The 26987-nt window shown below is 57.9% G+C and carries 24 protein-coding genes and 4 tRNA genes; 14 read left to right on the top strand and 14 right to left on the bottom strand.

Translation table 11 applies throughout. The features are described from left to right. Positions 1-5 precede the first annotated feature (5 nt). The 6 genes from RCI20_RS05015 to RCI20_RS04990 all read right to left on the bottom strand — a co-directional run bounded on the left by RCI20_RS05015 (position 6) and on the right by RCI20_RS04990 (position 6622). On the bottom strand, positions 6-1268 hold the full coding sequence (locus tag RCI20_RS05015; protein WP_306603466.1) for a hypothetical protein: 1263 nt from the start codon (positions 1266-1268) through the stop codon (positions 6-8). After that, positions 1265-2419 (bottom strand): YbdK family carboxylate-amine ligase, encoded by a 1155-nt coding sequence (locus tag RCI20_RS05010; RefSeq protein WP_306603465.1) that lies wholly within the window; start codon positions 2417-2419, stop codon positions 1265-1267. Before RCI20_RS05010 ends, RCI20_RS05015 begins: the two co-directional genes overlap by 4 nt. Next, entirely contained in the window at positions 2416-3711 is a 1296-nt protein-coding gene (locus tag RCI20_RS05005) for a cation:proton antiporter (protein ID WP_306603464.1), read from the bottom strand. Before RCI20_RS05005 ends, RCI20_RS05010 begins: the two co-directional genes overlap by 4 nt. Continuing rightward, positions 3683-4438, bottom strand: a complete 756-nt coding sequence (locus tag RCI20_RS05000) for a 4-hydroxy-tetrahydrodipicolinate reductase (RefSeq protein ID WP_306603463.1) — start codon at positions 4436-4438, stop codon at positions 3683-3685. The genes RCI20_RS05005 and RCI20_RS05000 overlap by 29 nt, the downstream gene beginning before the upstream one ends. A 121-nt stretch (positions 4439-4559) precedes the next feature. Continuing rightward, positions 4560-5342: a gamma-glutamyl-gamma-aminobutyrate hydrolase family protein gene (locus RCI20_RS04995; RefSeq protein WP_306603462.1), complete on the bottom strand. Its 783-nt coding sequence runs from the start codon at positions 5340-5342 to the stop codon at positions 4560-4562. Beyond that, the gene (locus RCI20_RS04990) at positions 5339-6622 is read right to left on the bottom strand and encodes a cation:proton antiporter (RefSeq protein WP_306603461.1); all 1284 of its coding nucleotides are present in this window, start codon (positions 6620-6622) and stop codon (positions 5339-5341) included. The genes RCI20_RS04995 and RCI20_RS04990 overlap by 4 nt, the downstream gene beginning before the upstream one ends. Before the next feature lie 55 nt (positions 6623-6677). On the opposite strand from RCI20_RS04990, the gene RCI20_RS04985 reads away from it, so the two are divergent. The 10 genes from RCI20_RS04985 (at position 6678) to RCI20_RS04940 (ending at position 18349) form a co-directional block, all read left to right on the top strand. Continuing rightward, a complete protein-coding gene (locus RCI20_RS04985) occupies positions 6678-7163 on the top strand; it encodes a MarR family winged helix-turn-helix transcriptional regulator (RefSeq protein ID WP_306603460.1) in 486 nt (161 codons plus the stop codon). Positions 7164-7320: 157 nt separating this feature from the next. Then, positions 7321-8583, top strand: coding sequence for a lysophospholipid transporter LplT (lplT, locus tag RCI20_RS04980; RefSeq protein WP_306603459.1), 1263 nt, complete (start codon positions 7321-7323; stop codon positions 8581-8583). A 21-nt stretch (positions 8584-8604) separates the two neighbouring features. Then, entirely contained in the window at positions 8605-10521 is a 1917-nt protein-coding gene (locus tag RCI20_RS04975) for a methyl-accepting chemotaxis protein (protein ID WP_306603458.1), read from the top strand. A gap of 11 nt (positions 10522-10532) precedes the next feature. Then, entirely contained in the window at positions 10533-11621 is a 1089-nt protein-coding gene (cheB, locus tag RCI20_RS04970) for a chemotaxis-specific protein-glutamate methyltransferase CheB (protein WP_306603457.1), read from the top strand. Continuing rightward, positions 11618-13090: a CheR family methyltransferase gene (locus tag RCI20_RS04965; protein WP_306603456.1), complete on the top strand. Its 1473-nt coding sequence runs from the start codon at positions 11618-11620 to the stop codon at positions 13088-13090. The genes cheB and RCI20_RS04965 overlap by 4 nt, the downstream gene beginning before the upstream one ends. Positions 13091-13093: 3 nt before the next feature. Next, the gene (locus RCI20_RS04960; RefSeq protein WP_306603455.1) at positions 13094-15334 is read left to right on the top strand and encodes a hybrid sensor histidine kinase/response regulator; all 2241 of its coding nucleotides are present in this window, start codon (positions 13094-13096) and stop codon (positions 15332-15334) included. 23 nt (positions 15335-15357) lie between these two features. Continuing rightward, positions 15358-15726 (top strand): response regulator, encoded by a 369-nt coding sequence (locus RCI20_RS04955; RefSeq protein WP_306603454.1) that lies wholly within the window; start codon positions 15358-15360, stop codon positions 15724-15726. A gap of 16 nt (positions 15727-15742) precedes the next feature. Continuing rightward, the gene (locus tag RCI20_RS04950) at positions 15743-17422 is read left to right on the top strand and encodes a diguanylate cyclase (RefSeq protein WP_306603453.1); all 1680 of its coding nucleotides are present in this window, start codon (positions 15743-15745) and stop codon (positions 17420-17422) included. 10 nt (positions 17423-17432) lie between these two features. After that, on the top strand, positions 17433-17945 hold the full coding sequence (locus tag RCI20_RS04945) for a chemotaxis protein CheW (RefSeq protein ID WP_306603452.1): 513 nt from the start codon (positions 17433-17435) through the stop codon (positions 17943-17945). Then, positions 17942-18349: a hypothetical protein gene (locus tag RCI20_RS04940; RefSeq protein ID WP_306603451.1), complete on the top strand. Its 408-nt coding sequence runs from the start codon at positions 17942-17944 to the stop codon at positions 18347-18349. The genes RCI20_RS04945 and RCI20_RS04940 overlap by 4 nt, the downstream gene beginning before the upstream one ends. A gap of 46 nt (positions 18350-18395) precedes the next feature. On the opposite strand, the gene RCI20_RS04935 is transcribed toward RCI20_RS04940, so the two are convergent. The 8 genes from RCI20_RS04935 to RCI20_RS04900 form a co-directional block, all read right to left on the bottom strand. Next, complete coding sequence (locus tag RCI20_RS04935) at positions 18396-18860, bottom strand: DUF1178 family protein (protein WP_306603450.1); 465 nt, start codon at positions 18858-18860, stop codon at positions 18396-18398. A gap of 9 nt (positions 18861-18869) precedes the next feature. Then, positions 18870-18955: transfer RNA gene (locus RCI20_RS04930), tRNA-Leu, on the bottom strand. A 69-nt stretch (positions 18956-19024) separates the two neighbouring features. Then, positions 19025-19100: transfer RNA gene (locus RCI20_RS04925), tRNA-Gly, on the bottom strand. A gap of 8 nt (positions 19101-19108) precedes the next feature. Next, positions 19109-19182: transfer RNA gene (locus RCI20_RS04920), tRNA-Cys, on the bottom strand. 51 nt (positions 19183-19233) lie between these two features. Beyond that, positions 19234-19309 (bottom strand) — tRNA-Gly (locus RCI20_RS04915). Positions 19310-19363: 54 nt separating this feature from the next. Beyond that, complete coding sequence (gene pgsA, locus RCI20_RS04910) at positions 19364-19942, bottom strand: CDP-diacylglycerol--glycerol-3-phosphate 3-phosphatidyltransferase (protein WP_306603449.1); 579 nt, start codon at positions 19940-19942, stop codon at positions 19364-19366. 5 nt (positions 19943-19947) lie between these two features. After that, a complete protein-coding gene (gene uvrC / locus RCI20_RS04905) occupies positions 19948-21759 on the bottom strand; it encodes an excinuclease ABC subunit UvrC (protein WP_306603448.1) in 1812 nt (603 codons plus the stop codon). 15 nt (positions 21760-21774) lie between these two features. Further along, a complete protein-coding gene (locus RCI20_RS04900; RefSeq protein ID WP_306603447.1) occupies positions 21775-22434 on the bottom strand; it encodes a uracil-DNA glycosylase in 660 nt (219 codons plus the stop codon). Between RCI20_RS04900 and earP the strand changes: the two genes are divergently transcribed. The 4 genes from earP (at position 22433) to RCI20_RS04880 (ending at position 26985) form a co-directional block, all read left to right on the top strand. Next, positions 22433-23539 carry an elongation factor P maturation arginine rhamnosyltransferase EarP gene (gene earP / locus RCI20_RS04895; RefSeq protein WP_306603446.1) on the top strand — a complete coding sequence of 369 codons (1107 nt, stop codon included), beginning with the start codon at positions 22433-22435 and terminating at the stop codon, positions 23537-23539. The two genes, RCI20_RS04900 and earP, sit on opposite strands and share 2 nt — an antisense overlap. 40 nt (positions 23540-23579) lie before the next feature. Continuing rightward, a complete protein-coding gene (gene efp, locus RCI20_RS04890) occupies positions 23580-24137 on the top strand; it encodes an elongation factor P (RefSeq protein WP_306603445.1) in 558 nt (185 codons plus the stop codon). A gap of 171 nt (positions 24138-24308) precedes the next feature. After that, complete coding sequence (gene argC / locus RCI20_RS04885; RefSeq protein WP_306603444.1) at positions 24309-25259, top strand: N-acetyl-gamma-glutamyl-phosphate reductase; 951 nt, start codon at positions 24309-24311, stop codon at positions 25257-25259. A gap of 52 nt (positions 25260-25311) precedes the next feature. Beyond that, entirely contained in the window at positions 25312-26985 is a 1674-nt protein-coding gene (locus RCI20_RS04880) for an ABC-F family ATP-binding cassette domain-containing protein (RefSeq protein WP_306603443.1), read from the top strand. Positions 26986-26987: the final 2 nt, after the last annotated feature.

Below are 26987 nucleotides of genomic sequence, written 5' to 3'. Positions count from 1 at the left end.
CGGACTCATGGATTCCTGCCCTTTTCCTGTCGGCGGCCTGCCTGCTCGATGCCTTTCCAAAGCTGCTCGAGTGTTGCCAGCATTCCCGGTGCATTATCTCCGGGGCGGGTCGCAAATAATGCGACGACCAGTCGTTTATCAAAATCGATATACAGACTCGTTCCCTGGGGTGCAATCAAGGCCACCCGATTCGATGCCCCGCCGAGATGCACGAAACCATAGCGTTGCTCACTGCCCTTTGCCAGCCCCTTGATTTTCGCGGTGCGCAAACCGGATGAAGCAGTCAAGGTCTCGATAAACCACATCGGAATTTTTCCACGATTGCGCCCGTTGCGCGTATCGAGCAACACCTGGCCCAATTTTGCAAAATCCCGTAATGACAAGCTCAGGCCCGTCGCCAACTCGATCCCTTGCGAGTCGGTCAGCCAAAGGACGGGGTGTTCCGGGCGAGCACGAACCAATAGCTGTTCACAAAATAGCCGGGAGAGCGGCATGGCATTGCTCTCTGCCAATACCCAAGCCAACAAGTCGTCTTCCGGGGTAGCACTGAGCCCATTCATACCCTGTTCGCGCAAGGGTTTGTCCCAACGTCCCCCTTGCGAAAGCCAAGCACGAACATTGTCCGCCCCCTGACTACTCGTCCAGCCACTGGCCCGACGCCAGGCATCCAGTTCTTCTGACGTCCATTCAGCATGCTCTTCGCTCTCCAGCAAACGCCGTATCGACATTTTGCGCAGACCGGCTGAGGATGTCAGGCTAGGTAAAAAACGGCTGACTGATTTGTCGGCCGCCAGTTTTCCCTGACTGATGCTGATTGCACCGAGGAGGTTGAGCAAGGGTCGAGTCGCCTCCAGTAACAGTCGTGGTTTGTCAGGCAGCATCCCGTTGCGATAGCGCTCTGCCACAACGCGACCGTTGCGCAGCACAACAAGCCCATCCGCGTAGAGTCGGCTATCAAGCAAAAAGCCGAGATCTCGACCACTACCATCCAGCGGGTCGGTAACCGGAAAATCGTCAAGCGGACGTTGTTTAGCAATAACGGTTTTCCCATCACCGGACGGGGCCATCCGCCAGGCTGGCATGAACACTTCACCGAACTGCAAGCTCAGTCGCTGATGCTCGATCGCCAGCCAATTGCTTTTGTCGATCCAGGCCCCCTGCTTTTGTACCCCGACCGGCACCCGCTCAAATTGACAGGTCGATGTCGCTGCCGATGCGCCCGTGGCAAGCGTCAATAACAGCGAGACTACTGACATGCGGCGAATCATCGTATCGTCTCCGGGGGTGGGTTGTCTTGGTGCATCAATCGCTCACTGGCTTCGCGTACTACATCGTTCAAATTTCCATGCTGGCTCTGTTTTTTACGCAGCCAAGCCGCATCGCTGGCATTTTCGTTGAGCATCAACTTGAGCGGATCAAGCCAGCGCTCACAGTTCAAAGCACGAGCATCTTCGGTCACGTCTTCGAGCAAGCCGGCAAGACTTTGTTTCAGGGGAACTTGGCATAAGGCGACGGGATCGGAAATCATCGCTTCCAGACCATAACGACAAGCTTGAAACTTGTTGTAACGAATGACGTGTGCCTGCTTGGCTGTATGCAATACCGGGCGGGTCCTGAGCAGCCAGCGCGCAAGGGACTGAGCCAACGCAGCCAGCGAGCTTGCGTGCTCGATGGTCAATGGTGTGTCACAAACCCGAATTTCAACTGTCCCGAATTCCGGCTTGGGACGGACGTCCCAATACAAATCCTTGATACCTTGGGCAATACCGCAAGCCTGAAGGAAGGCAAAGTGTTCCCCGAAATGCTGCCAACTGCCCAACGCCGGACATTGTCCGCTCAACGGAAAAGCCGATACCGAATTGAGTCGTGCCGACTGGTAAAAACTATCAACCCCGTCAACAAATGGAGAAGATGCCGACAAGGCAATGAAGCCAGGAACGTAGACGCCGAGCGCCTGGGTCAACCAGATGGCTTCATCGGCCGAAGTACAACCGACATGAATATGCTGTCCAAATACGGTAAATTGTTTGGCCAGGTACCCATAGCGTTGATAGATGTCATTAAAGCGGTCACCGGGACAGATACGTCTTTCCGGCCAACGATGGAAGGGGTGCGTGCCGCCACCACAGATCCCGATGTTGTTACGTGCGCAATGCTGTCGCAGCGTGTCGCGCAGACCGCCGAGGTCAGCGGCAATGCCATCTACGGTCGACCGTGCCAACGTGCTGATTTCGATCATGCTTTCGGTAATTTCCAACTTGATCTCACCGAAACGCTCGTCGTAATCCAGGCTACCGAGCAAGTCAGTTGCCCCGCGCGTCAGGTCGAAATCCCGCCTGGATACCAGTTGCAGTTCGAGTTCGACGCCAAGCGATAAAGCGGCACTATCCTTGAAATCACCCAATGGCTTGATAGTCATGCAATACCTCCACGAGTATGCTCGCCGCCCTCACATTCGCCCGATCTTCGTAGCGCCAAACGGCACAATGCAGGACCGACGAGTTCCATCATGGCAGCCGCGAACAGGGGCAAGGTCAGGGCCGAACGCCCGACTTCCGGGTACAGACTGGCAATTTCATAGGCCATGAATACGGCCGTGGCCGACAGCGGCTGGATACCCATACCAACCAGCAGGCGTTTGGGCAAGGGTAAGCTACCGCCCGACCATGTCATCGCCCCGGCTTTGGCCGCTGCGCGAACCAGCAACAGACCAAACGCCTGCAGCCCGGTCAACCAGGTAAAGTCCTGCCAGGGCAAGGAAGCGCCGACAATGACAAAAAGCACGATGGCGAGTAGCCAATGCCCCTCGGGCAACGCGGTATAACGCAAGGTTTGTTGCTGGTCACGCGAAGCGAGCAGAACCCCCATCAGGAAAAGGGTCAAAAAGACCGGCACGGCGAGCATGCGCGCGATGCCAACGGCCAGCAGGGCACAGGCGATCAAGACAAAAACCTGGGCCAGCGAGCCTTTCGGCAAGGTCCTGGCAATGCGTAGCGCCAGCCAGGTACCGATGCCACCGACCAGAAACGCACCGACGATCACCCACAACGGATGCACGATGGCATTCAACCAGTCTTCACTCAGTTCGGCGTGAACGATGCCGAGCACGACGGCGAAGGCGACAAAGGAAGCAGCGGAACCAATCGCCGTATGCAGGATGATCCGTTCTGTCACCTGCCCTTGCGCCCTGGTTTCCTCAATGGTCAGCAGGACCACCGCAGGGGCCGAGGCCATGGTTACGGCCGCAGTAGCAGCCGCCCAGGCGGGTGTCAGGCCAACCAGCCCAAGGGCAAAAATAAAAATAAAAACAAACGATAACGTGATGTCAGCCAGGGTGCTGCGCAACAATTCCGGGTTGCGGCGGAGCCAACTCAGGTCAAGACGCCGCCCGACCTCCATCATCAGCAAACCTAGCGCCGCATCGGCAATCGGGCGCGCTTGCGCCAAGGCCTCAATGCTGATCCAGCCGAGTAACGATGGGCCGAAAAGCATGCCGGCCAGCACATAGCCTATCACTCGTGGCCAGCGCACCCTGGCATGCAGCCACTCGCCAATCAGCAAGCCGACGACCAACAATAGACTGAACAGTGCGAGAGAGTCGATCCGCTCAGGAAAAGGCGGCAGGAAAAACAGGTTTTCCAGTAGCGCCTCCCACAACTGGCGCGGCAGCATGATCAGGCTGTCAAGCATGGACACCCTGAATTTCGCCATTGCCTTGCAATTCCTGGCGCAGCATGTCGAGTAGCAGTTCTTCGTAGGAGTAGAGGCCAGCCGGACGCGTAGCCAGGAGGGTCAGCGCAAAAGCGGCGCCGGTGCCGAAAGCCTCGCGGCGTATTGAGTCGTGAATCAGGCGAACGGTTTGATGCGGAAAACCAAAAATAACCTCATGGTGACCAATGATGCCGCCCAACCGTAGTGAGGTGATGTCGTCTTCATCGACCTCCAGCGTTTCGGCGATTCGCTTCGCCGTACCGGAAACTTCACTCTTGTCGCGAAAATGTTGTTCAACGATGCCGACATCGGCAAACGGAGCAATGTGCCGCAAAAGGCGGGCGGCAAGCATCAGGAAATTGATGCCCAACGTAATATTGGGCGAACTCATGACCCGGATATCCTGGCCAAGGTCACGGATATAGGCCATTGTTTCAGGTGGATAGCTGGAAATGGCGCTGACCAGGATAAGGCCGCGCTGGCGAACTGCATCGCCATATTCCAGTACCGCTTCGCTGTCGGAGAAGTCCACGATGGCGTCGACCGGATATTGCTCCAGCCAGTCGGAGAATGTCGCCTTGTTGAGGCGAGTGACCGGGATTTCGGTTGCAGTCGGTTTGTTCGAGCGTCGTGCTATCCAGCACAACTCAAATCGTTCATCCTGCGCAAGTACGTTGGCAACTGCCTTGCCCGCCTTGCCGTAACCCACCAGTCCAACTTTAATCATATTTTCCCCTCGTGTTGCGGATTCGGATTCGATAAGTCGATATCCACCTCATGTGTTTAGCCGGGATTTTCGGCCAGATTGAACGGAGCCCATTCCTGCAAGGGAATGCGCTTGCCAAGAACTACCAGCGATGACTTCTGGAGGCAGTCAGGAATTCGTCAAGAATCGGATTGCAGTTCAGCAAATCCGGGGCGCCTGGCGGGTGAAACTCGGGGTGCCACTGCAAACCCAGCACATAGGGTTTGCCCTCAAGGCGAATCGCTTCGATCAAACCATCTTCAGTACTACGCGCCTCGACACGCAGGCCCTTGCCCAAAGCCTTGATGGCTTGGTGATGAATCGAAATCACCTTGCCGCCATCACTTTCTGAATACAACTTGCTCAAGCCGCTTGATGGCTCCCAGCGAATCGGGTGCGCATACTTGTCGTAATCTTCGTGCACATGGACTTCCGGTTGTTCGTACTGTGTGGCGATATCCTGGTACAAGGTGCCGCCAAGTGCGACATTGATCAGTTGAGCCCCTCGGCAAATGCCAAGCACCGGTCTGCCGGCTTCCATGAACTCGTGCAGCAACTCCATCTCATAGGCATCGCGCAGGCGGTCTCCAGACCACTCAACTTTCAGCGCCTGTTCGCCGTAACTTTGCGGGCTGATATCGGCCCCGCCCTGAAGCACCAGTCCATCCAGATATTGCGGGTAATCGGAAAGACGAATACTGCTTCGGTGCACCATGCCGTCACCACTCACCGAAGGGATCATGAAAACCATCACCTCCCGTGACATGACCCAGTGCGCCACAGACTGCTCAAGATACTGCAGCGACTTGGACTGAAGACCTGTAGCACCAGGCTGAGGATGGTAGATCCGGGCCGATAAACCAATACGCAAAGGACGTCTGCTCATGATGTGCCTCCGATGTTTTTTGCCGGTACCCCAGCTTTAACTGACGGGATAAGCCGGGTCGCCTCGCCGAAACCTCTAATTGCGGTCTGTGTTGCCAAAGGACCAAACAACTGCATCAACAAGATGGTTGCCATCAACATGCCGACGAGGTCAGGATCCATCCCGCTATAAAGCATCTGGGTATTCACCAGAAGAACCAGTGCAATACTCGACATTGGCTGCAAACCGAGGCTCAGGAAAAAGCTTTCACGGGCAGTCAAGCCAATTGACTTGCGCCAAAGCAATATTGCGAGCAACTGTCCTGCGAAGCGAACCGCAGCGATCAGAACAGCTTCCAGCCAATAGTCACGCAGATAGGCAATATCCAGCGCAGCACCGGCAAGGACAAAAGTAATCACCAGAAAAACACGGGCATCACTGGCAATTCGTATGGCAATGACTTTGCGTTCGCGGTCAATGGTACTAACCAGAATGCCGAAAATCAGCATCGGCAGAAAAACGGATATCCCCAGATAAATCGCGGTTCCGACACCAAGCACGATTGTGCCGAGAATCAGAAGATGTTGATGTTCGGCTTGCTTATCCAGCCTATCGGCCCCCAACAGGACCAATCCGGCACATGCTCCGCCAAGAACTATCGAGCCAACGATGCTTCCCAGCGCACTGCTTATTCTGGCGAGGCCACTCATCGGCTCAGTGTCGACCAAGAAGGTGACGAGTAACACTACCGCTGCGAAGGCAACGGCACCATTGATCGCCACCATCGTGTAAAGCAAACCGGTACGCTCCCCCTTGGCCCCAACGTCACTGCAGGTGGCAATGGTGATTGCCGGTGAAGTGGCAACGCAAAGTGCTGCCGCAAACAATGCTGATCCGGTTGAAAATCCCCAGTAGATAAAAATCAGCAGCAGCGTCACCCCGGCCAGCAGAGAAAGCACGCACCCTGCAAGCAATCGATTCAGGCCATCCTGCGAGGCACTACGCGGAACCAGATAGCCGAGTTCGAAGAGAATCAACCCCAGAGCCAAATCGATGAAAAGCTGAGCCGATTCGATATGCAAAAGGGTCACCCAGTTCAGGCCGCTCTGACCAACCAACAAACCGAATAGCACGTAGCCAGTCGTCCGCGGCAAGGCAACAAGTCTTCTCGAAATCTCGCCGGCTGCCAGACCACCCAACAACACCAGCCCAAAAAGTTGAATCGAGTTGAACATAAAAAAAAGGGGGGCAAGGCCCCCAAAAACCCTCGTCGAAAAGGATTGGTATAACAAATAGTTCAAACTACATTGGTTATCAATATAATTTGAGTCCATCTTTCGCGCAAGCCATTACACCATGAATAATGCCTCTCCCCAGTTGATGCTTGAAGTTTTGCAACAGTTCCGGGTGATCTATGGAACCATGCGTCAGTATTTTCGGGAACTTGAAGAATGTTGCGGCCTGCCAGGTTCGCAGATGTGGGTACTGCAGGAAGTTGAACGGACGCCTGAAATCGGCATCACCGAACTTGCGGGAAGACTGGGCATCCACCAATCAACATGCAGCCTGCTGGTTGAGAAACTGGTAGCCAAAAACTGTCTCAGCAAAAAACGGCAAAGTGCGGATCAAAGGCGTGTAGGGCTCTGTTTAGCCAGTAATGGATTGAAAGCCCTTGCGGCACTCCCTGGCCCAGCAGAAGGGGTACTCCCCGAAGCGCTGGCAGCGGTACCCGAGGTTGCTCTAAAAACATTGAATATCAATTTAGCTGAACTGATTTGCCACCTGCCAGGCAAAAACGAAGCGTTCGCCGCCACGCCGCTGGCGGAAATGGTGCATGACTGATACACGGACATGGCAGTGAGAAAAGGCCGGTATTTTTGCGGTCGACCGTAGCAAACGGGCAAAAACGGATCACGCAAAGCAATGCCCAAGCCTGATCAATAGGGGAAATCCGTGGTATAAACCTCGCCCAAAGTCATAATCAAAGAGACAAAATTCCGTGCCATTCGGGTTCTATATCATCATGGCGGCGCAGTTTTTTTCCGCGCTGGCCGACAATGCACTGTTGATCGCCGCCATCGCCGCGCTACGCGAAATGCAGGCGCCGACCGAATACGAGCCGCTGCTCAAGACTTTTTTCACGCTTTCCTACGTTGCCCTCGCCGCCTTTGTTGGCGCCTTCGCCGATTCAATGGCCAAGGGACGCGTGATGTTCATCAGCAACACGATCAAGATTTTTGGCTGCAGCCTGATGTTCTTCGACGTACATCCGCTGATCGCTTACGCCGTGGTCGGCCTCGGCGCTGCCGCCTACTCGCCGGCCAAATACGGCATCCTCACCGAATACCTGCCGCATCGCCTGCTCGTCGTCGCCAATGGCTGGATCGAAGGGCTGACGGTCGGCGCCATCATCCTCGGCGTCGTCATCGGCGGTTTGCTCATCCAGCCGGGCATATCGACCTCACTGCTGGCCTTCGATTTCCCCTTGCTCGATACCGGCATTGACACCCCAGGCGAAATGGCCGTGTGCATTGTCGCCCTGCTCTACCTGACCGCCGCTGTATTCAACTTGTATGTGCCGAAGACCGAAGTCGACCACAAGCCACTGAAGAAAAACCCGGTTTACCTGTTTCACGAATTCAATCACTGCCTGAAACTACTTTGGCGTGATCGCCTGGGGCAAATTTCGCTGGCCGTCACGACCCTGTTCTGGGGTGCCGGGGCAACGCTGCAATTTATCGTCATCAAGTGGTCTGAGGTTGCCCTTGGCCTCAACCTTTCCCAGTCATCAATGTTGCAAGGCGTGGTCGCACTAGGCGTGGCCGCTGGTGCAATCATCGCCGCCCGCTTCATCACCTTGCGCAAATCGGTCCGCGTGATTCCGCTCGGCATCGCCATGGGCATCATCGTGTTGATCATGAATTTCGTGCACAGCATGTGGCTGGCCATCCCGTTGCTCATCCTGATCGGCGGCCTGTCCGGCTTCTTTGTGGTGCCGATGAATGCCTTGCTGCAACATCGCGGCCACATCCTGATGGGTGCCGGCCACTCGATTGCCGTGCAGAATTTCAACGAAAACCTGTCCATCCTGATCATGACCGGCCTGTACTACGTGATGATCAAGGCCGACATGTCAATTTACTGGGTACTCACGCTGTTCGGACTGTTCGTCAGCTCGATCATGTACCTGATCCGCCAGCGCCATCTCGCCAATCAACAAGAACGCGACGATGTGCAGCATCTCGATGATTCTCCGCATTAACATTTAACAAGGGTGTTTTCCATGTTCCATAACTTGCGTTTGTGGGCCAAGATCACGGTGGTCATGGGTGCAGCCATCGCCAGTATCGGCATGGTACTCACCTTCACCAACCTGAACAGCATGAACAGCCTGGTGCGCGAGGCCGAACGCAGTGCGCTCGATGCACACCTCAAGGCGATCAACAACGCCATTGCCGCCGAAAGCCGACTGGGCGAAGCAATGAGTTCGCTAGTCGCGAATATCCCGCTGGTTCAGAGCAAATTCGATACGGATGACCGCAAGGCGCTGACCGAGCTTTTCTCCCCCGGCTTCAAGCACCTGGCCAAGGAATACGGCGTAGAACAGTTTCAATTTCATACCCCGCCTGCCACGTCTTTCTTCCGGGTACACAAGCCGGAAAAATTCGGCGATGACCTCTCGTCTTTCCGCCATACCGTGATCGCCACCAACAAAAATCAGAAACCGACGCGTGGCCTTGAGGGCGGTGTCGCCGGTCTGGGCGCCCGTGGCATGGTGCCGGTTTTCCATGCCGGCAAACATATCGGCTCGGTTGAATTCGGGATGAGTTTTGGCCAAGGCTTCTTTGACAACTTCAAAATGCAGAATGGCGTTGATGCCGGCCTGCACATTCTCGACCGCGACAGCTTCACCACCATGGCGGCAACCTTCGGCAAGGAACCCCTGCTCAGCACCGATCTGCTGAAAAAAGCCATGCACGGCGAGCCGCAACTCGATCATCGCGAAATCAACGGCAAGCTCAACGCGGTGTACGCCGCTGCTGTCACTGATTTTTCCGGCAAGGCCATCGGTGTGATTGAAATTGCCATGGACAGCAGCAGCTATCAGGCGACTTTGAGTACGGCGCGGACCAATGCGCTGCTGATCGGTATCCTCTCCATCATCGTCGGCCTGGGACTGGCCATGCTGATTGCCCGTCATCTGGTACGCCGTATCGCGACTGTCGTCAATGGCGTCAATCGTGTTGCCCAAGGCGACTTGTCGGCCGACATACCGCTCGAAGGCAGCGACGAAATCGCCGACCTGGCCCGTGCCACGCGCGAAATGCGCCGCAAGCTGCACGATCTGGCCGCCGAGGTGGGCGCCAATGCCGCCAAAGTCCATGCCGCAGCCCAGGAAATTGCCGGCGCGGTAGAAGGTCAAGCCGCCACATCGACCGAAATGTCGTCTTCGGTGGCCGAAATTACGTCGACCATGGAAGAATTGTCGGCCTCTTCGACCCAAATTGCCGATCATTCCAAATCTGTCGTCGATATCGCCAACCAGACGCTGGAAGGCAGCCGCAAAGGCTCCGAAGCAATGCAGACGGTACTCGGCCGGATGGCTGACATCCGCAGCGACAATCAGCATAGCCTGCAGGAAATCGTCGATCTGGGCGCCAAGTCCAAGCAGATCAGCAAGGTCATGGAAATCATCAATGCGGTGGCTGACCAGACCAAGCTGATTGCCTTCAATGCAGCGCTGGAAGCTTCCAGCGCGGGCGAAGCAGGCAAGCGCTTCTCGGTGGTAGCCGGCGAAATCCGCCGACTTGCTGATAGTGTGACCGACTCGACCAGCGAAATCGAAGCCAAGATCAGCGAGATTCAGGATTCGATCAGCCGCCTCGTCATCACCTCCGAAAAGGGTGCTGCCGGCATCTCCGCCGGCACAGCGGCCAGCGCCAACACCGCCGACCGACTGGGCGAGATCGTTAATGCCGCCACCCACACCACCAGCGCGGCGCAGCAGATCTCGCTATCGACGCAACAACAGAAAACGGCCAGCAACCAGGTGGTCGTTGCGCTACGTGAAATTGTCACCGCCAGTTCGCATACGGCGCATTCGATCACCCGTATTTCCCAGATCAGCAAGGAAATGTCCGGACTTTCGGCACGACTGGAAGAACTGGTTGGACAGTTCAAGCTTAGCGACAAAGACTGACGCCTGCCGCCATGGGCAAGATACGTGTCGTAATCGCGGATGACAGCAGCCTGGCGCGCGGGCTGCTACGCGATTTCCTGGAAGGCGAAGGCGACATGGAGGTCGTTGGCGAAGCCATGAACGGTCGCCAGGCAGTCGAACTGGCGCGCGAACTGAAACCCAGCATCATCACCATGGACCTGGAAATGCCGCTCATGAACGGCCTCGAAGCGATCGAGGAAATCATGTGCAGCAAGGCGGTTCCCATTCTTGTCGTGAGCAGTGTCGCCGATGCGGCCAATGCGCTTGATGCAGTCAGTCGCGGCGCTCTGGAAGTAGTCAGCAAACCGGATTACTCACCGGAAAAAGCGGCTGAATTCGTTGCCAAGGTTCGCCTGCTGGCCGGCGTTTCCGTCATTACCCGCATGCGGCCACGCAAGGCGCCGCTGTTGCCCCCGCTTCCGGCCAGCCCGAGCAGCCTTGAGTCGGCCGTAACCGGGGTCAGCCCATCACCAGCCGGCATCAGCGCTACCGTCTATCCCCGCGTTTTCGCCATTGCCTCCTCTACGGGAGGCCCGCAAGCGCTAGCGCAAATATTGCCGGCTCTGCCTGCCGACTTTCCCTGCCCGGTCGTCATTGCCCAGCACATTTCAGACGGTTTTGCCGGCGGCATGGCCGAATGGCTGGGACGTTTGTGCAAACTGCCGGTACGGATGGTGGCCGAGGGCGAACTACTACAGGCTGGGGTCATCCATATTTCCCCATCCGAACGTCATTTCAGCATCACACCAACCCGGCGCGTGGCGCTGCTCGAACGCGGCCCGCTGGATGTCTACCGGCCAAGCTGCGACGTATTGCTGGGCGCCGTTGCCGAGGTATTCGGCCATCAGGCCGTCGGCATCATCCTGACCGGCATGGGCAGCGATGGTGCCAAAGGCATGGCGCGAATCCACGAACGGGGTGGCATGACACTCGGCCAGGATGAAAGCAGTTCGGTGATTTATGGCATGAACCGGGTTGCCATCGAATCTGGCGCGGTCTATCGCGTCTTGGGGGTCGACGAAATTGCCGCCGAAATGCTCCGGCTGGCCAATCCATTTGTCTTTGGCAGCACGGTATGAGCTTCGATCTTTCACCCTTCAAGGTCTTGATCAAGGAACGCTGCGGCCTGCTATTCGAAGGCGACAGCACGGACAAGCTGGCCCATGCCCTGAAGGAACGGATGGCGGTGCATGCCCTCGCCTCGATGGCTTATTACGCCATGCTGCAAGGCAACGACGGCGAGTTCCAGGAGCTGGTGAATCTGCTCACCATCAACGAAACCTATTTCTTCCGCGAACCGGAGCAAATCCGCCTGCTGGTCGATCATCTGGCGCCGCGTTTCCTCGCAGCACATGATGGCAAGACACCGGTACGCATTCTTTCTGCCGGTTGCTCGTCAGGCGAAGAGCCTTATTCGCTGGCTATGGCGCTGCTCGACAAATACGGCACCAGCGTGGGGCAATTGTTCGCTTTCGCTGGCGGCGACATTGACAGTACCGTGCTGACCAAGGCGAGGAATGCCCGCTATACCGATTTTTCGTTTCGCGGCGTACCGGAGGAAATCAAGCAGCGCTATTTCGACAAGGATCGTTGGGGCCGGGTGCTCAAGGAACAGGTCAGGAGTCTGGTCAGCTTCCACGAATTGAATCTGCTGGCCAGCGAATTTCCACCGGCCTTGCATGACTTCGACATCATTTTCTTCCGCAACGTCTCGATTTATTTCGATACGCCAACGCGCAAGATCATCCAGCGCAACCTGGCCTCGCTGATGAAAGACGATGGCATCCTGGTTATCGGCACCGCAGAAACCTTGGCCAACGACCTCGGTGTATTGCCGCAGGTAGAAGAAAACGGCCTGTTCTACTTCGTCAAAGGCAAGCCCCCCCTGCCGGCTGCCAGCATTCCGGTAGCGCGCCCGGCGTTTGATGCATTGACCGCACCGCTGCCACCTGCCCCGCTGGCAATCCCATCAGCCGTTCCGCTAACGCCACTGCCCATAGCCCCCCCTATTTCCACCTTGCCAGTCGGCGATTTTGAACTGGCTCGCCAACTGACTTGCGACAAGCGCTACGACGAAGCCCTGCCCCAACTTGATGCCGTACTCAGCATAGACCCCGGACATGCCGCAGCCCGTCTGCTCAAAGCTTACGTACTGATCAACCGCAAGGATTTTGGCGCCGCCGAAGCATTGGCCCAGCGGGTACTGGCTGCTGACACCTGGTCGATTGACGCCTTGTTGCTGCTCGGTCTGGCGGCAAAATGGCGCAAACAGACCACTGAATCGATCCGCTGTTTCAAGCAGGCTGCCTATACGCGACATGAATGCTGGCCAGCCCACTACTATCTTGCCGACCTGTACCGTCACAGCGGCGAACAGGAACTGGCCCGCCGCGCTTATCGGGTGGTCGTCCAATTGCTCTCTGGCAGTGAACCGGATACCGGCATCCGACATATTCCCCTCGGCCTGCCAGCCAGCGAGGTGCGTTTCCTGTGCGAACATCAACTGGCCAAGCTACCTGCTGGCAAGCTTCCGGCGGGGCAAAAATAAGCCATGGCCATCGATATCAAGAAATTCGTCATCCGCTTCATCGAGGAAGCGCGCGACCATATCAATCGTCTGAACGATGGGCTGTCTACGCTGGAGTCCGGCAGTGGCGATGCGGAAGTCATCAATACGATTTTCCGTTCGGCACACACCATCAAAGGCTCCTCGCGGATGCTCAAACTGGTCACCATCACCGAAACGGCACACAAGCTCGAAGACGTGATGGGCGGGCTGCGCGACGGCAGTCTGCAATTCAGCCCGACGCTGGGACAATTGCTCTATCGCGCCGTCGATGCACTATCCGGACTGGTTGACACGCTGGCCGAGAACAATGATGTAACTGCCCTGCCCGCACCGGACGATATCTTGTGCGCGGCCCTGACGCAGGCTTGCGCCGGACAGTTGAGCCAGTTACCCAGCACACCAGACGCAGTCACTCCTGCGGTCAACGAGCCAAATCAGGCCAATTCTGCGGTCGACAAACCAAACCAGCCAATTCCCCCCCATATACCCGCGATTCTGCCCGCCCAAACAAAGCCGGCGCCACCGCCCCCCCTGGGCGAACCCAAGCTGAAGACGGCAGAAACCGTGCGTGTTCGCCTAAGCAAGCTAGATGAACTGATCAAGCTGATGGGCGAAGTGGTTTCCAGTCACGCCCGGATGCGCCAGCGCCTGCTCGACATCGGTGGCATCGAACGTGATCTCAGCGAGAACGCCGGTCCGGACGCGGCCAGCCATCTGCACCAGTTCGCCCAGTTGCTCAAGGACGACGTCCAGGCTCAGGAAGCCCTGATGGATGAACTGCACGACAAGACGCTGCTGATGCGCATGCTGCCACTCTCCATCGTGTTCGAACCCGCTGCCCGGATGGTCCGCGAACTGGCCAGGTCGCTCGGCAAGCAAGTGGAATGCGCCGTCATCGGCACAGAGATTGAGCTCGACCGGCAGATGATCGATAAACTCGCCGACCCGATCATTCACCTGATCCGCAATGCCATCGACCACGGTCTGGAAACACCGGAAACCCGCCTTGCTGCCGGCAAGCCAGCCCAAGGCAAACTGACCCTGTCGGCCCGCCAGGATGGCAGCTGGGTGGTCATTGACGTCAGCGACGACGGTGGCGGCATCCCGCTCGCCGCGGTACGCGAAAAGGCGGTCAAGAAAGGCATGATCAGTGCGGAAAAAGGCGCAGCGCTGAGCGATCAGGAAGCCATCGACCTGATTTTCCTGCCCGGATTCTCGACCAACAGCATCATCACCGACATGTCCGGGCGCGGCGTCGGGATGGATGTGGTCAAGCAGGCCATTCTCGACGACCTGCAAGGTGTCGTGAATGTCGAAACCCGCCTGGGCGCCGGCACCACCTTCTCACTGCGCCTGCCGCTGTCGCTGGCCGTGATGCGGGTACTGCTGGTGGAGGTCGACGGGCTGCCCTTCGGCTTCACCGCCCAATACGTCGGAGAATTGCTGCGTTTGCCGAGCAGCGCCATGCTGACGGTCGCCGAGCGCAACGCCGTGATCATCCGCAACGAATTCGTGCCGGTTGTCCCACTGTCCGAACTGTTACGCATTCCGGCCCACTTGAATTCTGCGGTCGACAGCGCAAACCGGAGCAAAAACGATCTCGGCATGCTGCTTCTGGTGCTGCGGGTGCGGAACGAAAAAATCGCCGTGCAGGTCGATGAATTGCTCGACGAGCGCGACATGGTGATCAAGCCCCTGCCGGAACACATGCGACGTCTGCCGCTGGTTTCCGGCGTCGTCACCACCGGCAAGAACGAACTGGTCAGCGTGCTGCACGCACCGGCGCTGCTCGAAATGGCCCGGCGCGCCCGGACTCAGGCAGTACGCGTGGAGGCGGCAAGCCATACCGAAGAAAGCCATTACCGGGTACTGGTGGTGGACGATTCGCTGAATACGCGCGAAATCGAAAAGGACGTACTGGAGGCCTACGGTTACCATGTCACGCTGGCCGAAGATGGTCTGGACGGTTTGCGCAAGGCCATGGATGGTGATTTCGATGCAGTGCTGACTGACGTGGAAATGCCCAACATGGATGGATTCACCCTGACGGCACGACTGCGCCAGGAAGAAAAATATCGCAGCAAACCGATCATCATCATCACGTCGCGCGAGAAGGAAGAAGACAAACGCCGTGGTGTGCAGGTTGGAGCGGATGCCTACATCGTCAAGGGTGACTTCGATCAAAGCGGTCTGGTCGATACGCTGCGCGCGTTGTTGGGTTAAAGCAAAGAAAAAGGACAAGAGACATGAAGATATTGGTAGTAGACGACGATGCAATGGCGGCTGAAATGACCGGTGCGGTCATTGAAGAAATGGGCCATGACGTAGTGCTGGCCGAAGATGGTATCGAGGCGGCCGACAAGCTCAATGCCAATCCCGATATCGAAATGGTGATCAGCGACATGAACATGCCGATGATCAGTGGCATCGACCTGTTCCGCGAACTGCGCGAACAAGGCAATACGCTGCCCTTCATCCTGCTCACCGGTGATGAACCGGAGGGCTTGCTGCGTCAGGAACCACGGCTCGATGGCTGTCTGCTCAAGGACTTCACGCTGGAAGAAAGCCTGCCACAGCTGCTGAACGACGTACTGACGCGCTACGGCAAAGCATGACACAGGCCATGAATACATGACCGACGCTGGAAATAAACCACTGAGCGCACGCGACAAAATTGCCAAGCTGCGTGCGACTTTCCTTGAACAGTTGCCGATGCGGGTGGCTCAGGCCAAGGCTACGCTGGAACGCCTGAAGGCCGAACCGGCCGACCATGGCGCAGCAGTCGAATTACATCGATTCCTGCACAGCCTGAAAGGTACTGGTCGCTCTTTCGGCTTTCGTGACCTCGGCACCGCAGCCGCACATGGCGAAGACCTGGCCGGTGAACTGCTTGAAGTCCCTGCCAAGGCCATGCCAGAGAAGTGGCAGGAAAAACTGACGGAATCGCTCGACTACGTCGAGATGATTGCCGGAGTTCTTTGCTCACCCGAGGGTGGTGATGCCATCAAGGACGAACCCAGCTTTACCATGCCAACGGCAATGCCAGAAGACACAGGCACGCGCGGCAGTGTTGTCTATATTTGTGATGATGAGGTCCTGACGCTAGAGCAACTGGCCAGCCAGCTTGCCTGCTTCGGCTACGAAGCCGTTACCTTCACCGAGCCGCAAAACCTTCACGATGCGGTTCTGGCGCGGCGGCCTGATGCGATCATCATGGACATCAATTTTCCGCATGGGCAATGTGCCGGTACCGAGATGCTGGCTACCTTGCGCCAGGAAACCGGCAAGGCCGTACCGGCGATTGTCCTTTCCGCCCGCGACGATTTTGCCGCCCGTCTGGCTGCCGTTCAATCCGGCGGCGAAGCCTATTTCCACAAACCAGCACGTCCCCTGGAGCTGGTGGCCATGCTGGATGAACTGACCCGGCAACAGCAGCATGAACGCTATCGCATTCTCATCGTCGACGACGAACCGGAAATTGCCAGCTATCACGGCATCATTCTGCAGGAAGCCGGCATGGTTACCTACCAGTTGAGCGAACCGACCCGTGTGCTTGATGTATTGAAGGAGTTTCGCCCCGATATTGTGTTGATGGACATGTATATGCCGGAATGCAATGGTCGGGATCTGGCAAAAATCGTCCGCCAGATGCCGGATTACGTTGGCCTGCCCATTGTTTACCTGTCATCCGAAACCGATCGGCAAAAACAGTTTTCCGCCATGCGCATCGGCGCAGAAGGCTTCCTGACCAAGCCTGTGATTCCGGAAGACCTCGTGGCTGCCGTGGCAATCCGCGCCGAGCGGATGCGTACGCTGCGCTCCTTGATGGCACGCGATAGCCTGACCGGCCTGTTCAATCACACCACAACCACGCAACTGCTGGGCAGTGCCATTGCTACGGCGAAACGCGAAAATGGTTCGCTATGTTTCGTGATGATCGACATCGACCGCTTCAAATCGGTCAACGATACCCACGGTCACCCGGTTGGCGACCAGGTCATTCTGGCGCTATCGCGCGTGCTGCAGCAACGTCTGCGTAACTCGGACGTCGTCGGTCGCTACGGTGGCGAAGAATTTGCCATCATTCTGGCCGATGTGGCGATTGAGGAGGCTGCAAAATTGGTCAATGAACTCCGTGACGACTTCAGTCGGGTCATGTTCCATTCAGCTAGCGGCGAATTTCACTGCACATTCAGCGCCGGCATTGCCAGCTACCCCGCGCATCTGCGCTTGGAATTGCTGCGCGGTGCAGCCGACAAGGCGCTTTACGAAGCCAAGCGCAGCGGCCGCAACTGCGTAGTTGTCGATTAGGAGCCAGCCCATGAGCGAAACGACGCTTGACCAGGTACTCAGCCAACGGCGCGAAGCCAGACAAGATATCGTCAATGTTGATGAACCGGCAGTCAAACTGGTCATTTTTGCGCTGGGTGACCAGTATTTTGCCTTTCACGGTGAACGTATCCGCGAAATTCTTGCCCAGGCCGATGTCTTTTTCGTTCCCGGCAGCCCTGCTTCGCTCGAAGGTGTTATCAATGTCCGGGGTGACATCGAATCAGTCATTCGTCCACATGAAATGCTGCACCTGCCGGAAAGCACGGCCTCCCGCACTTCATCCATCCTGCTCGGGCACGGCGGCGGCATGAGCAGTGGCATTCGGGTGGATCGTATGGTCGACGTCGTGGATTTGCCACAAAGCAGTATCCAGCCACCACCGGCAACACTCCCTGAGCATATGCGAGCTCTGGTGCTTGGCGTGCTCAAGTTTCAGGAACAACCCGTTGCCGTACTCGACCTGGACAAGATGTTTTCCGACTACGCACGCGGGCTGGGATGAGCGAAACAGAATCCTGCGACACTCTGGATGTGGTCGTCTTTTCGGCCGGAGGATGGCGCCTCGGCTTCGAAGCCAGGTGCGTGCGCGGTGCTCGCCCGGCAGGACAAAGTGCCACGAATGAGCAGGAAGGGCATATTGCAGCCTTGCTTGGACTACCGCCAGACAACAGCCCGCCCACCGCTGCTCAGTGGCTGGATATCAAACAAATCGCTGCTGAAGACAGAAAAATCCTGGTTGCCGGCCCGGTCGAACTACAGGCACTACCAGTCGCCAGCATCCATCCCCTGCCCCCCCTGCTTGCCGCCCGCACTCGGTTGAATGGCTTACGTGCCTTGGTGCTGCAGGAAGATATCGACAAAATCGTACTGTTGTTTGACGTGCCATCGGTATCTCACTCGACCTAATACCTGCTTGCCAGTCAGACACGCCCAGCATCCACCACCATTTTGATCAGTGCTCATCCTTGACGATCGGCAGGTGCAGGATATCGATGCCTTCATCGCGCAGTGCCTCACACTCATCAGCAGAGGCCTGCCCACGAATGGAACGTTCAGGGGCTTCGTTGTAGTGGATTTTCCTGGCTTCCTCGGCGAAAGAAGCTCCGACATCTTCACTGCTATTCACAATAGCCTGGATAAGTTGGCGATAGGCTGAAGCAAACTGAGTCCCCGCCGGCATCAATGCGGTTGTCGCCCCCTTCGCTGACACTTCAGGCAATGCCGCATTACCATCCTGGCCTTCCTGATTATGGTGTCCACCTATGGCCACCGCTGAGGGAATGCGTCGGGTCGTTGCACTATCGCATTGCGGGCAGCGCACCAAATGGCGCTCATGCTGTTTTTCGAAATCGTCAGCACTGCGAAACCACCCTTCAAAGCGGTGATTGTTGTCGCAACTCAGGTCGTAGATGATCATCGTTAGCCTTGGTGCCCGGGACGGGAATCGAACCCGTACAGCCATAAGCCGAGAGATTTTAAGTCTCTTGTGTCTACCAATTTCACCACCCGGGCGGGTTTTGGATTGTATCGAAGCTTCGATACGAAAAAGGGAAAGCGCTATACGCTTTCCCTTTTTTTATTTGGAGCGGCAGAAGAGTCTCGAACTCTCGACCTATACCTTGGCAAGGTATCGCTCTACCAACTGAGCTACTGCCGCAAAAACCTTGGAGGCGCGAGCCGGAGTCGAACCGACCTACACGGATTTGCAATCCGGTGCATAACCGCTTTGCTATCGCGCCACGCCTACTAACACTTGCTACAACAAGGAAGCTACGCTTCCCTGAGAAAAATGGAGCGGCAGAAGAGTCTCGAACTCTCGACCTATACCTTGGCAAGGTATCGCTCTACCAACTGAGCTACTGCCGCGTCAAACAGAGCGCGCATTATAGACCAGCCATGCGCGTTGTCAACACCTTGCGATTATTTTTCTGCGCTGCGCCGGGCAATTTCCGGCCAGGCCATGCGCAGATAGTAGCCCATCGACCACAGCGTCAACAAAGCTGCTATCCAAATCAACCAGTTACCGGCAATCATCGAGTCATGGCCGGCCAGGCTGCCTTGAAACAGCAATAAGGGGATTGCCAGCATCTGCGCCGCAGTTTTTATCTTGCCCAGCATGGAAACGGCAACGCTCCTGGAAGCGCCGATCTTGGCCATCCACTCGCGCAGCGCAGAAATCGTGATTTCCCGCCCGATGATGATCGTTGCAATGATCGCATCCGTCCTGCCCAACTGCACCAGCATGATCAATGCAGCCGCGACCATCAGCTTATCGGCAACCGGATCGAGAAAGGCGCCGAATGCCGACGTCTGGTTCCATTTGCGCGCCAGATAGCCATCCGCCCAGTCGGTAATGGCTGCGGCGATGAAAATCGCCGTGGCGATCAGATTGCGCTCGTGCGGGTTTACCCAATCAGCCGGCAGGTAATAGACGGTGATCAACAGGGGAATGGCCACAATACGCAGCCAGGTGAGCAGAATGGGGAGATTGAAAGGCATAGGCGTCAGTGTAAAGCGGAATGAATCTTCTCGGCCATCTCGCTGCTGATGCCGGGGACTTCGGCCAGTTGCTCCGGCGTCGCGGCGAGGACGCCGGCCAAGCCGCCGAAACGCGCCACCAGCGCCTTGCGCCGGGCCGGGCCGACACCGGGCAGACTCTCCAGTGTCGAGGTCTTGCGCGCCTTTGCCCGCTGCGCCCGGTGACCGGTGATGGCGAAGCGGTGCGCTTCGTCGCGGACTTCCTGAATCAGATGCAGGGCCGGATGATCGGACGGCAAGTTCAGCGCCGACCGGCCATCGGGGAAAATCAGGCTTTCCAGGCCGGGTTTGCGTTCTTCGCCCTTGGCCACGCCGATCATGTTGAGATGCGTCAAGCCGAGATCGGCGAGCGCCGCCCAGGCCGATGAGACCTGCCCTTTGCCACCGTCGATCAGGATCAGATCGGGTGCTATACCTTCGCCGTTGGCGATACCGTCGTAGCGTCGGGTAACCGCCTGGCGCATGGCTGCGTAATCGTCGCCGGGCGTGATGTCGCGAATATTGAAGCGGCGATAGTCGCTTTTCTTCATCTTGTTGCCTTCGTACACCACGCAGGACGCCACGGCCTTCTCGCCCATCGTATGACTGATGTCGAAACACTCGATGCGCGCAATGGGTTCCGCCAGTTGCAGCGCTTCCTGCAAGGCAGCGAGACGCTGTTCCTGCTGCGCCGTGGCCTGGTTGCGCGCCAGGATGGCCAGGCGGGCATTCTGCAATGCCATCTCCACCCAGGCCTTCTGGCTCATACTGCGCGCTTCCAGGACCGGCACAGGACGCCCGGCCAGTTCGGCCAGCAGCGCAGCGGTCGTGCCCTCCTCATCCTCGCTCGGCAAGGGCAAAACCAGCAGGCGGGCGGGCGCCGGATGAACCGCGTAGTGCTGGCGAATGAAGGCCGCAGTTGCATCAGCGGCGCTTGAATCACCCACATTGGTCGGGAAAAACGGCCGGTCGCCCAGATGACGGCCGCCGCGCACCATGGCCAGGTTGACGCACAGTTGTCCGGCTTCTTTGGCCGCGACGATGATATCGACGTCCTCACCCTTGCTGCTGGAAACAAACTGCTTTTCCTGGACCTGGTGCAAGGACTGGATCTGGTCGCGATAGATCGCCGCCTGCTCGAAAGCAAGCCGCGCAGAGGCTTCTTCCATCGACAGGGTCAAACGTTTGGTGACTTCCTGTTGCTTGCCGAGCAGGAACATCGTGGCGAGTTGCACGTCAGCCGCGTAATCCTGCGGATCGATATGATCGACACAAGGACCACTGCAGCGTTTGATCTGGTACAGCAGACAAGGCCGCGAGCGATTGGCGAAAACGGTGTCTTCACAGGTGCGCAGGCGGAACATTTTCTGCAACAGTTGAATGCTATCGCGCACCGCCCAGCTTGATGGATAAGGACCGAAATAATCGGCCTTGCGATCCGGATTCCCACGATAGAAGCCCAGGCGCGGATACTTGCCGTGGGTCAACACAATGTAGGGATAGGATTTGTCGTCGCGAAACAGGATGTTGTAGCGCGGCGCCAAGGACTTGATCAGATTGTTTTCCAGCAGCAGCGCTTCCGCCTCGGTGCGCGTCGGCGTCGTTTCGATCTGGGCGATCTGGCTGACCATGTGCGCGATGCGCGGGCTGGAAAGGTTCTCGCGAAAATAGGAAGCAACCCGTTTCTTCAGGTTCTTGGCCTTGCCGACATAAAGCACCGCACCGTCCGCCCCGAGCATGCGGTAAACGCCGGGTAGTTCGGTCAGCGAGGCGAGAAAGGCTTTTGCGTCAAATTTCACGGTCGACGCTAACAATCAGGCCAAAATCGTCGTCACGTCGGCAAAAACCGCTTCGAAGCTTTCGCGGCTCAAACGGCCGGTCCGCCAGTTGTAGCCGCTGCAGTGATAGCTGTCGATCAGGATGCGACCATCCGGCAAGTTATGACGCACATGGTGGCCGAAGGTGAAATCCTTCGGCTTCAGGCCGTAGCTCCACAACAGCGCCTGATGCGCCACGGTGCCCAGCGCAACGATGACCTTGAGTTGGCGCATCGCCGCCAGTTCGGCCTTCAGATGACCGTTGCACTGGCGGATTTCCGCCGTCACCGGCTTGTTGGCCGGCGGCAGACAGCGCACGGCATTGGTGATGCGGCAATTGTGCAGTTGCATCAGCGGATTGGCCCAGGAATCCGGGGCCAGCGCCTCGGCGGCAGTCGCGAAACCGAAACGATGCAAGGCCGGATACAGCAACTCGCCGGCCACGTCGCCGGTAAATGGCCGGCCGGTCCGGTTGGCGCCGCGCTCGCCCGGCCCCAGGCCGAGCACCAGCAACTCGGCATCGAGTGGCCCGAAGGCGGGAACCGGCAAGGCGTGCCAGTCCGGATCACGCCGGCGAATCATCGCCAGGTGTTCGGCAAGACGAGGACAGGCGGTGCAGGACAATGGGTCCTGAAAGGCGGGAGGCTGAGTAAACATGGGGCGAGATGTTAACATGCCGGCCATGCAGCTTCATTGGGACATCTTCTGCCGGGTCATCGACAATTACGGCGACATTGGCGTTTGCTGGCGACTGGCCCGGCAGCTGGCCAGCGAGCACGGCAAGAAAATGCGCCTGTGGGTCGACGATCTGGCCAGCCTGTCGCCGATTTGCCCGGAAACCGATGTTTTGCTCGCGCAACAACAGGTCCAGGGCGTCGAAATCCGGCGCTGGACGAACGATTTTGCGGTCGACCGGGTTGCCGAGGTGATTATTGAGGCCTTCGCCTGCGAATTGCCGCCGGCCTATGTAGCCGCGATGGCCCAAGCCGCTCGCCCACCCTGCTGGATCAATCTCGAATACCTAACCGCCGAGCCCTGGGCCGAAAGCTGTCACGGCATGGCCTCGCCCCACCCCACCCTGGCGCTGACCAAACATTTCTTTTTCCCCGGATTTTCGCGGTCGACCGGCGGATTGCTGCGTGAATCCGGCTTGCCTCAAGCGCTACCGGCCACACCGGACAATCAACTCGACATCAGCCTGTTCTGCTACGAAACCGCGCCGGTTGGCGAATTGCTTGACCAGCTTGCGCAGACCAGCATCCCGGTGCGCCTGCATGTTCCGCCCGGCAAGCCGCTGGCAGCGGTCAGCGCGCATTTGGGCGGCCATGGTCCGTGGCAAATTGGCATGGCCCGCATCGAACCGATACCCTTCCTGGCCATGGACGATTACGACCGCCTGTTGCGTCGCTGCGACATCAATTTCGTGCGCGGCGAAGATTCTTTCGTGCGCGCCCAATGGGCTGGAAAACCCTTCATCTGGCAGATTTACCGGCAGGACGACAATGCCCACCTGGATAAATTGACGGCATTTCTGGATCTCTATTGCGCCGGCCTGGACGAGCCTAGCGCCAGCGTAGTGCGCCAGGTATTTGCTGCCTGGAACGATGACCGCGCCAGCCAGGGCAACTTCGCCAAGGCCTGGCAGGACTTCCTGATGCAACGGACGAATATTGCCCAACACACCCGCCGCTGGCGCGATTTCTTGAGCGAGAGTCCTGATTTAGCGACAAATCTCGTCAGGTTTTGCGCTGTCAAGGTATAATTTTGGGCTTTTCCCTTTCAGATTTTTTTGGATATCTCACATGAAGACCGCTCAGGAACTCCGCTCCGGTAATGTGATCATGGTCGGCACCGAGCCGCTCGTGGTGCAGAAGGCCGAATACAACAAGTCCGGCCGTAACTCCGCCGTCGTCAAGATGAAGCTCAAGAACCTGCTGTCCGGCAACCCGTCGGAAGCGGTTTACAAGGCTGACGACAAGTTCGAAGTTGTCGTGCTCGACAAGAAGGAAGTGACCTACTCCTACTTCGCCGATCCGATGTACGTGTTCATGGACGCCGAGTACAACCAGTTCGAAGTCGAAGCCGAGAACATGACCGATGCGCTCAAGTACCTCGAAGCCGACATGCCGTGCGAAGTCGTGTTCTACGACGGCAAGGCCATTTCCGTCGAACTGCCGAACTCGCTGGTCCGCGAAGTCATCTACACCGAACCGGCCGTCAAGGGCGACACCTCGGGCAAGGTCATGAAGCCGGCCAAGATTTCCACCGGTTTCGAACTGCCGGTCCCAGCTTTCGTCGAAATCGGCGACAAGATCGAAATCGATACGCGTACCGACGAATACCGCAGCCGCAGCAAGTAATTCCTGCTTTCTGCCGGGTAGCGCAAAGGCAGCTTCGGCTGCCTTTGCTGCTTTTTGGCTACTTTTTGCTCAATTTCTGCGGTCGACCGTAAAAAACAACGATTTCGCCAAACCGTCATCGTTTTCTGCCAGAATTTCTGCCTCATTCCACCCCTAAACAGCGGACTCCCCATGACCTACAAAGTCTTTGTCGACGGCCAGGAAGGCACTACCGGCCTGCAGATCAACGAATACCTCGCACAACGTGCCGATATCGAACTGCTGAAGATCGATGCCGACAAGCGCAAGGATCTGGCTGAACGCAAGCGCCTGATCAATGCGTCCGATGTGACTTTCCTGTGCCTGCCGGACGATGCGGCCAAGGAGTCGGTCACCCTGGTCGATAACCCGAATACCTGCATCATCGATGCGTCGACCGCCCACCGCGTCAATCCGGACTGGGTGTTCGGCCTGCCGGAACTGTGCGCCGAGCAGCGCGCGAAGATCCGCGCCAGCAAGCGCATTGCTAACCCCGGCTGCCACGCCACCGGCTTCATCCTGGCCCTGCGTCCGCTGGTCGCCGCCGGACTGCTGCCGGCAGCAACGCAGGTCGCTGCGAACTCCATTACCGGTTATTCCGGTGGCGGTAAATCGATGATTGCCGATTACCAGGCCGCCAGCGCCAGTACCACGCAACTGAAGGCGCCGCGCCCCTACGCGCTCGCGCTGGCCCACAAGCACTTGCCGGAAATGCAAGCCTACACCGGGTTGACCGTAGCACCGATCTTCCAGCCCATCGTCGGTCCGTTCTACAAGGGTCTGGCCGTCACCGTCTACCTGCAGCCGCAGCAATTCACCCGCGCCGCCACGCCGGCCGATGTGCAAAAGATCATCGCCGAGTATTACGCCGGCGAGCCGTTCATCAATGTGTTGCCGGTCGATCTGGCTGCGACCACCGAAGGCGGTTTCTACAACGTAGAAGCCAACAACGACACCAACCGCGTGGACATCGCTGTCTTCGGCAACGCCGAACGCATGCTGGTGATGGCGCGCCTGGACAACCTCGGCAAGGGTGCCTCCGGTGCGGCTGTGCAAGCCATGAACGTGCATCTCGGCGTTGAGGAAAGTGTCGGCCTGCTTTGATTTTTCAACATGAAGTAGATCGTCCTGAGCGGTCTTTCACCAAGGATCGCTCGTGATCACTTTAAGAAACGTTACCCTGCGCCGCGGCACGAAAGTGCTGCTCGACAAGACCTCAATCACCATCAATCCGGGCGAAAAAGTCGGTCTGGTCGGGCGCAACGGCGCCGGCAAATCGACGCTGTTCGGCTTGCTCAACGGCACGCTGCATGAAGATGGCGGCGATTTTTCCATGCCCAGCCAATGGCGCATGGGCCAGGTCGCGCAGGACATGCCGGAAACCGACCAGTCGGCGACCGATTTCGTCATCGACGGCGACACGCCGCTGCTCGCCGCCCGCAACGAAGTGCACGATGCCGAAGCCAGCGATGACGGCATGCGCATGGCGGAAGCCTACATGGCGCTGCACGATGCCGGCGACTACGACGCCGAATCTCGCGCCCAGGCGCTGATTCTCGGCCTCGGCTTCAAGGTTTCGGAACTACACAATCCGGTCGACAGCTTCTCCGGCGGCTGGCGCATGCGCCTGCAACTGGCGCGCGCGCTGATGTGCCCATCCGACATCCTGCTGCTCGACGAGCCGACCAATCACCTCGATCTGGACGCATTGGTCTGGCTTGAAGCCTGGTTGAAGCGCTACCAGGGCACGCTGGTCATGATCAGCCACGACCGCGAATTCCTCGACGCGATTACCGGCGTCACGCTGCACATCGATAACGCCAAGCTGGTCCGCTACGGCGGCAATTACAGCAAGTTCGAAGACATGCGTGCCGAGCAGATGCTGCTGCAACAGGCAACGATGGCCAAGCAGGCCGAGAAAATCGCCCACCTGCAGTCCTTCATTAACCGCTTCAAAGCCAAGGCCAGCAAGGCCAAGCAGGCGCAGAGCCGGGTCAAGGCGCTGGACCGCATGGAAAAGATCGCACCGGTACTGGCCGATGCCGAATTCACATTCGAATTCCAGGAACCGCAAAACCTGCCGAACCCGATGCTGTCGATGGTCGATACCGCCATCGGCTATCCGCCGCCGGAGGACGCGCCAGCCGGCACGCCACCGACGGTCATCGTGCGCGGCATCAATCGCTCGGTGATGGCTGGTCAGCGTATCGGCATCCTCGGCGCCAACGGCCAGGGCAAATCGACGCTGGTCAAGACCATCGCCCGCGACCTGGCGGCGATTGCCGGCGAAGTCACGGAAGGCAAGGGGCTGAACATCGGCTACTTTGCACAGCAGGAACTCGACGTGCTGCGCCCGCAGGACACGCCACTCGAACACATGATCCGGCTGGCCAAGGAAGCCATTGCCAACGGCCGCAGCAACGTGCCGGGGCGCGAGCAGGAATTGCGTAACTTCCTCGGCACCTTCAATTTCGGCGGCGAGATGGTCAAGCAGCCGGTCGGCACCATGAGCGGCGGCGAAAAGGCCCGGCTGGTGCTGTGCATGCTGGTCTGGCAACGGCCCAACCTGCTGCTGCTCGACGAACCGACCAATCACCTCGATCTCAACACCCGCGAAGCACTGGCGGTTGCGCTCAACGAGTTCGAAGGCACGGTCATGCTGGTCAGCCACGACCGCGCCATGCTGCGCTCGGTCTGCGACGAATTCTGGCTGGTCTCCAAGGGCGGTGTCGAACCCTTCGACGGCGACCTCGAAGACTACCAGCGCTACCTGCTCGACGAAGCCAAGCGGGTGCGCGAAGAAGCCGCAGCAGAACTCAAGGCAGCCTGACA

The organism is Azonexus sp. (assembly GCF_030824335.1).
GTDB lineage: Bacteria > Pseudomonadota > Gammaproteobacteria > Burkholderiales > Rhodocyclaceae > Azonexus.
This window is presented reverse-complemented; position numbering and strand designations above follow the sequence as displayed.

Bases quoted from the DNA above. Each gene is read 5' to 3' on its own strand.
- RCI20_RS04935 (WP_306603450.1), bottom strand. From the start codon at position 18,860: ATGATCATCTACGACCTGAGTTGCGACAACAATCACCGCTTTGAAGGG.
- RCI20_RS04985 (WP_306603460.1), top strand. From the start codon at position 6,678: ATGAATAATGCCTCTCCCCAGTTGATGCTTGAAGTTTTGCAACAGTTC.
- RCI20_RS04995 (WP_306603462.1), bottom strand. From the start codon at position 5,342: ATGAGCAGACGTCCTTTGCGTATTGGTTTATCGGCCCGGATCTACCAT.
- RCI20_RS04940 (WP_306603451.1), top strand. From the start codon at position 17,942: ATGAGCGAAACAGAATCCTGCGACACTCTGGATGTGGTCGTCTTTTCG.
- earP (WP_306603446.1), top strand. From the start codon at position 22,433: ATGGGGCGAGATGTTAACATGCCGGCCATGCAGCTTCATTGGGACATC.
- efp (WP_306603445.1), top strand. From the start codon at position 23,580: ATGAAGACCGCTCAGGAACTCCGCTCCGGTAATGTGATCATGGTCGGC.
- RCI20_RS04965 (WP_306603456.1), top strand. From the start codon at position 11,618: ATGAGCTTCGATCTTTCACCCTTCAAGGTCTTGATCAAGGAACGCTGC.
- RCI20_RS04950 (WP_306603453.1), top strand. From the start codon at position 15,743: ATGACCGACGCTGGAAATAAACCACTGAGCGCACGCGACAAAATTGCC.
- pgsA (WP_306603449.1), bottom strand. From the start codon at position 19,942: ATGCCTTTCAATCTCCCCATTCTGCTCACCTGGCTGCGTATTGTGGCC.
- RCI20_RS04955 (WP_306603454.1), top strand. From the start codon at position 15,358: ATGAAGATATTGGTAGTAGACGACGATGCAATGGCGGCTGAAATGACC.
- RCI20_RS04975 (WP_306603458.1), top strand. From the start codon at position 8,605: ATGTTCCATAACTTGCGTTTGTGGGCCAAGATCACGGTGGTCATGGGT.
- RCI20_RS05000 (WP_306603463.1), bottom strand. From the start codon at position 4,438: ATGATTAAAGTTGGACTGGTGGGTTACGGCAAGGCGGGCAAGGCAGTT.
- cheB (WP_306603457.1), top strand. From the start codon at position 10,533: ATGGGCAAGATACGTGTCGTAATCGCGGATGACAGCAGCCTGGCGCGC.
- RCI20_RS05010 (WP_306603465.1), bottom strand. From the start codon at position 2,419: ATGACTATCAAGCCATTGGGTGATTTCAAGGATAGTGCCGCTTTATCG.
- RCI20_RS04960 (WP_306603455.1), top strand. From the start codon at position 13,094: ATGGCCATCGATATCAAGAAATTCGTCATCCGCTTCATCGAGGAAGCG.
- RCI20_RS05015 (WP_306603466.1), bottom strand. From the start codon at position 1,268: ATGATTCGCCGCATGTCAGTAGTCTCGCTGTTATTGACGCTTGCCACG.
- RCI20_RS04900 (WP_306603447.1), bottom strand. From the start codon at position 22,434: ATGTTTACTCAGCCTCCCGCCTTTCAGGACCCATTGTCCTGCACCGCC.
- RCI20_RS04945 (WP_306603452.1), top strand. From the start codon at position 17,433: ATGAGCGAAACGACGCTTGACCAGGTACTCAGCCAACGGCGCGAAGCC.
- RCI20_RS05005 (WP_306603464.1), bottom strand. From the start codon at position 3,711: ATGGCGAAATTCAGGGTGTCCATGCTTGACAGCCTGATCATGCTGCCG.
- argC (WP_306603444.1), top strand. From the start codon at position 24,309: ATGACCTACAAAGTCTTTGTCGACGGCCAGGAAGGCACTACCGGCCTG.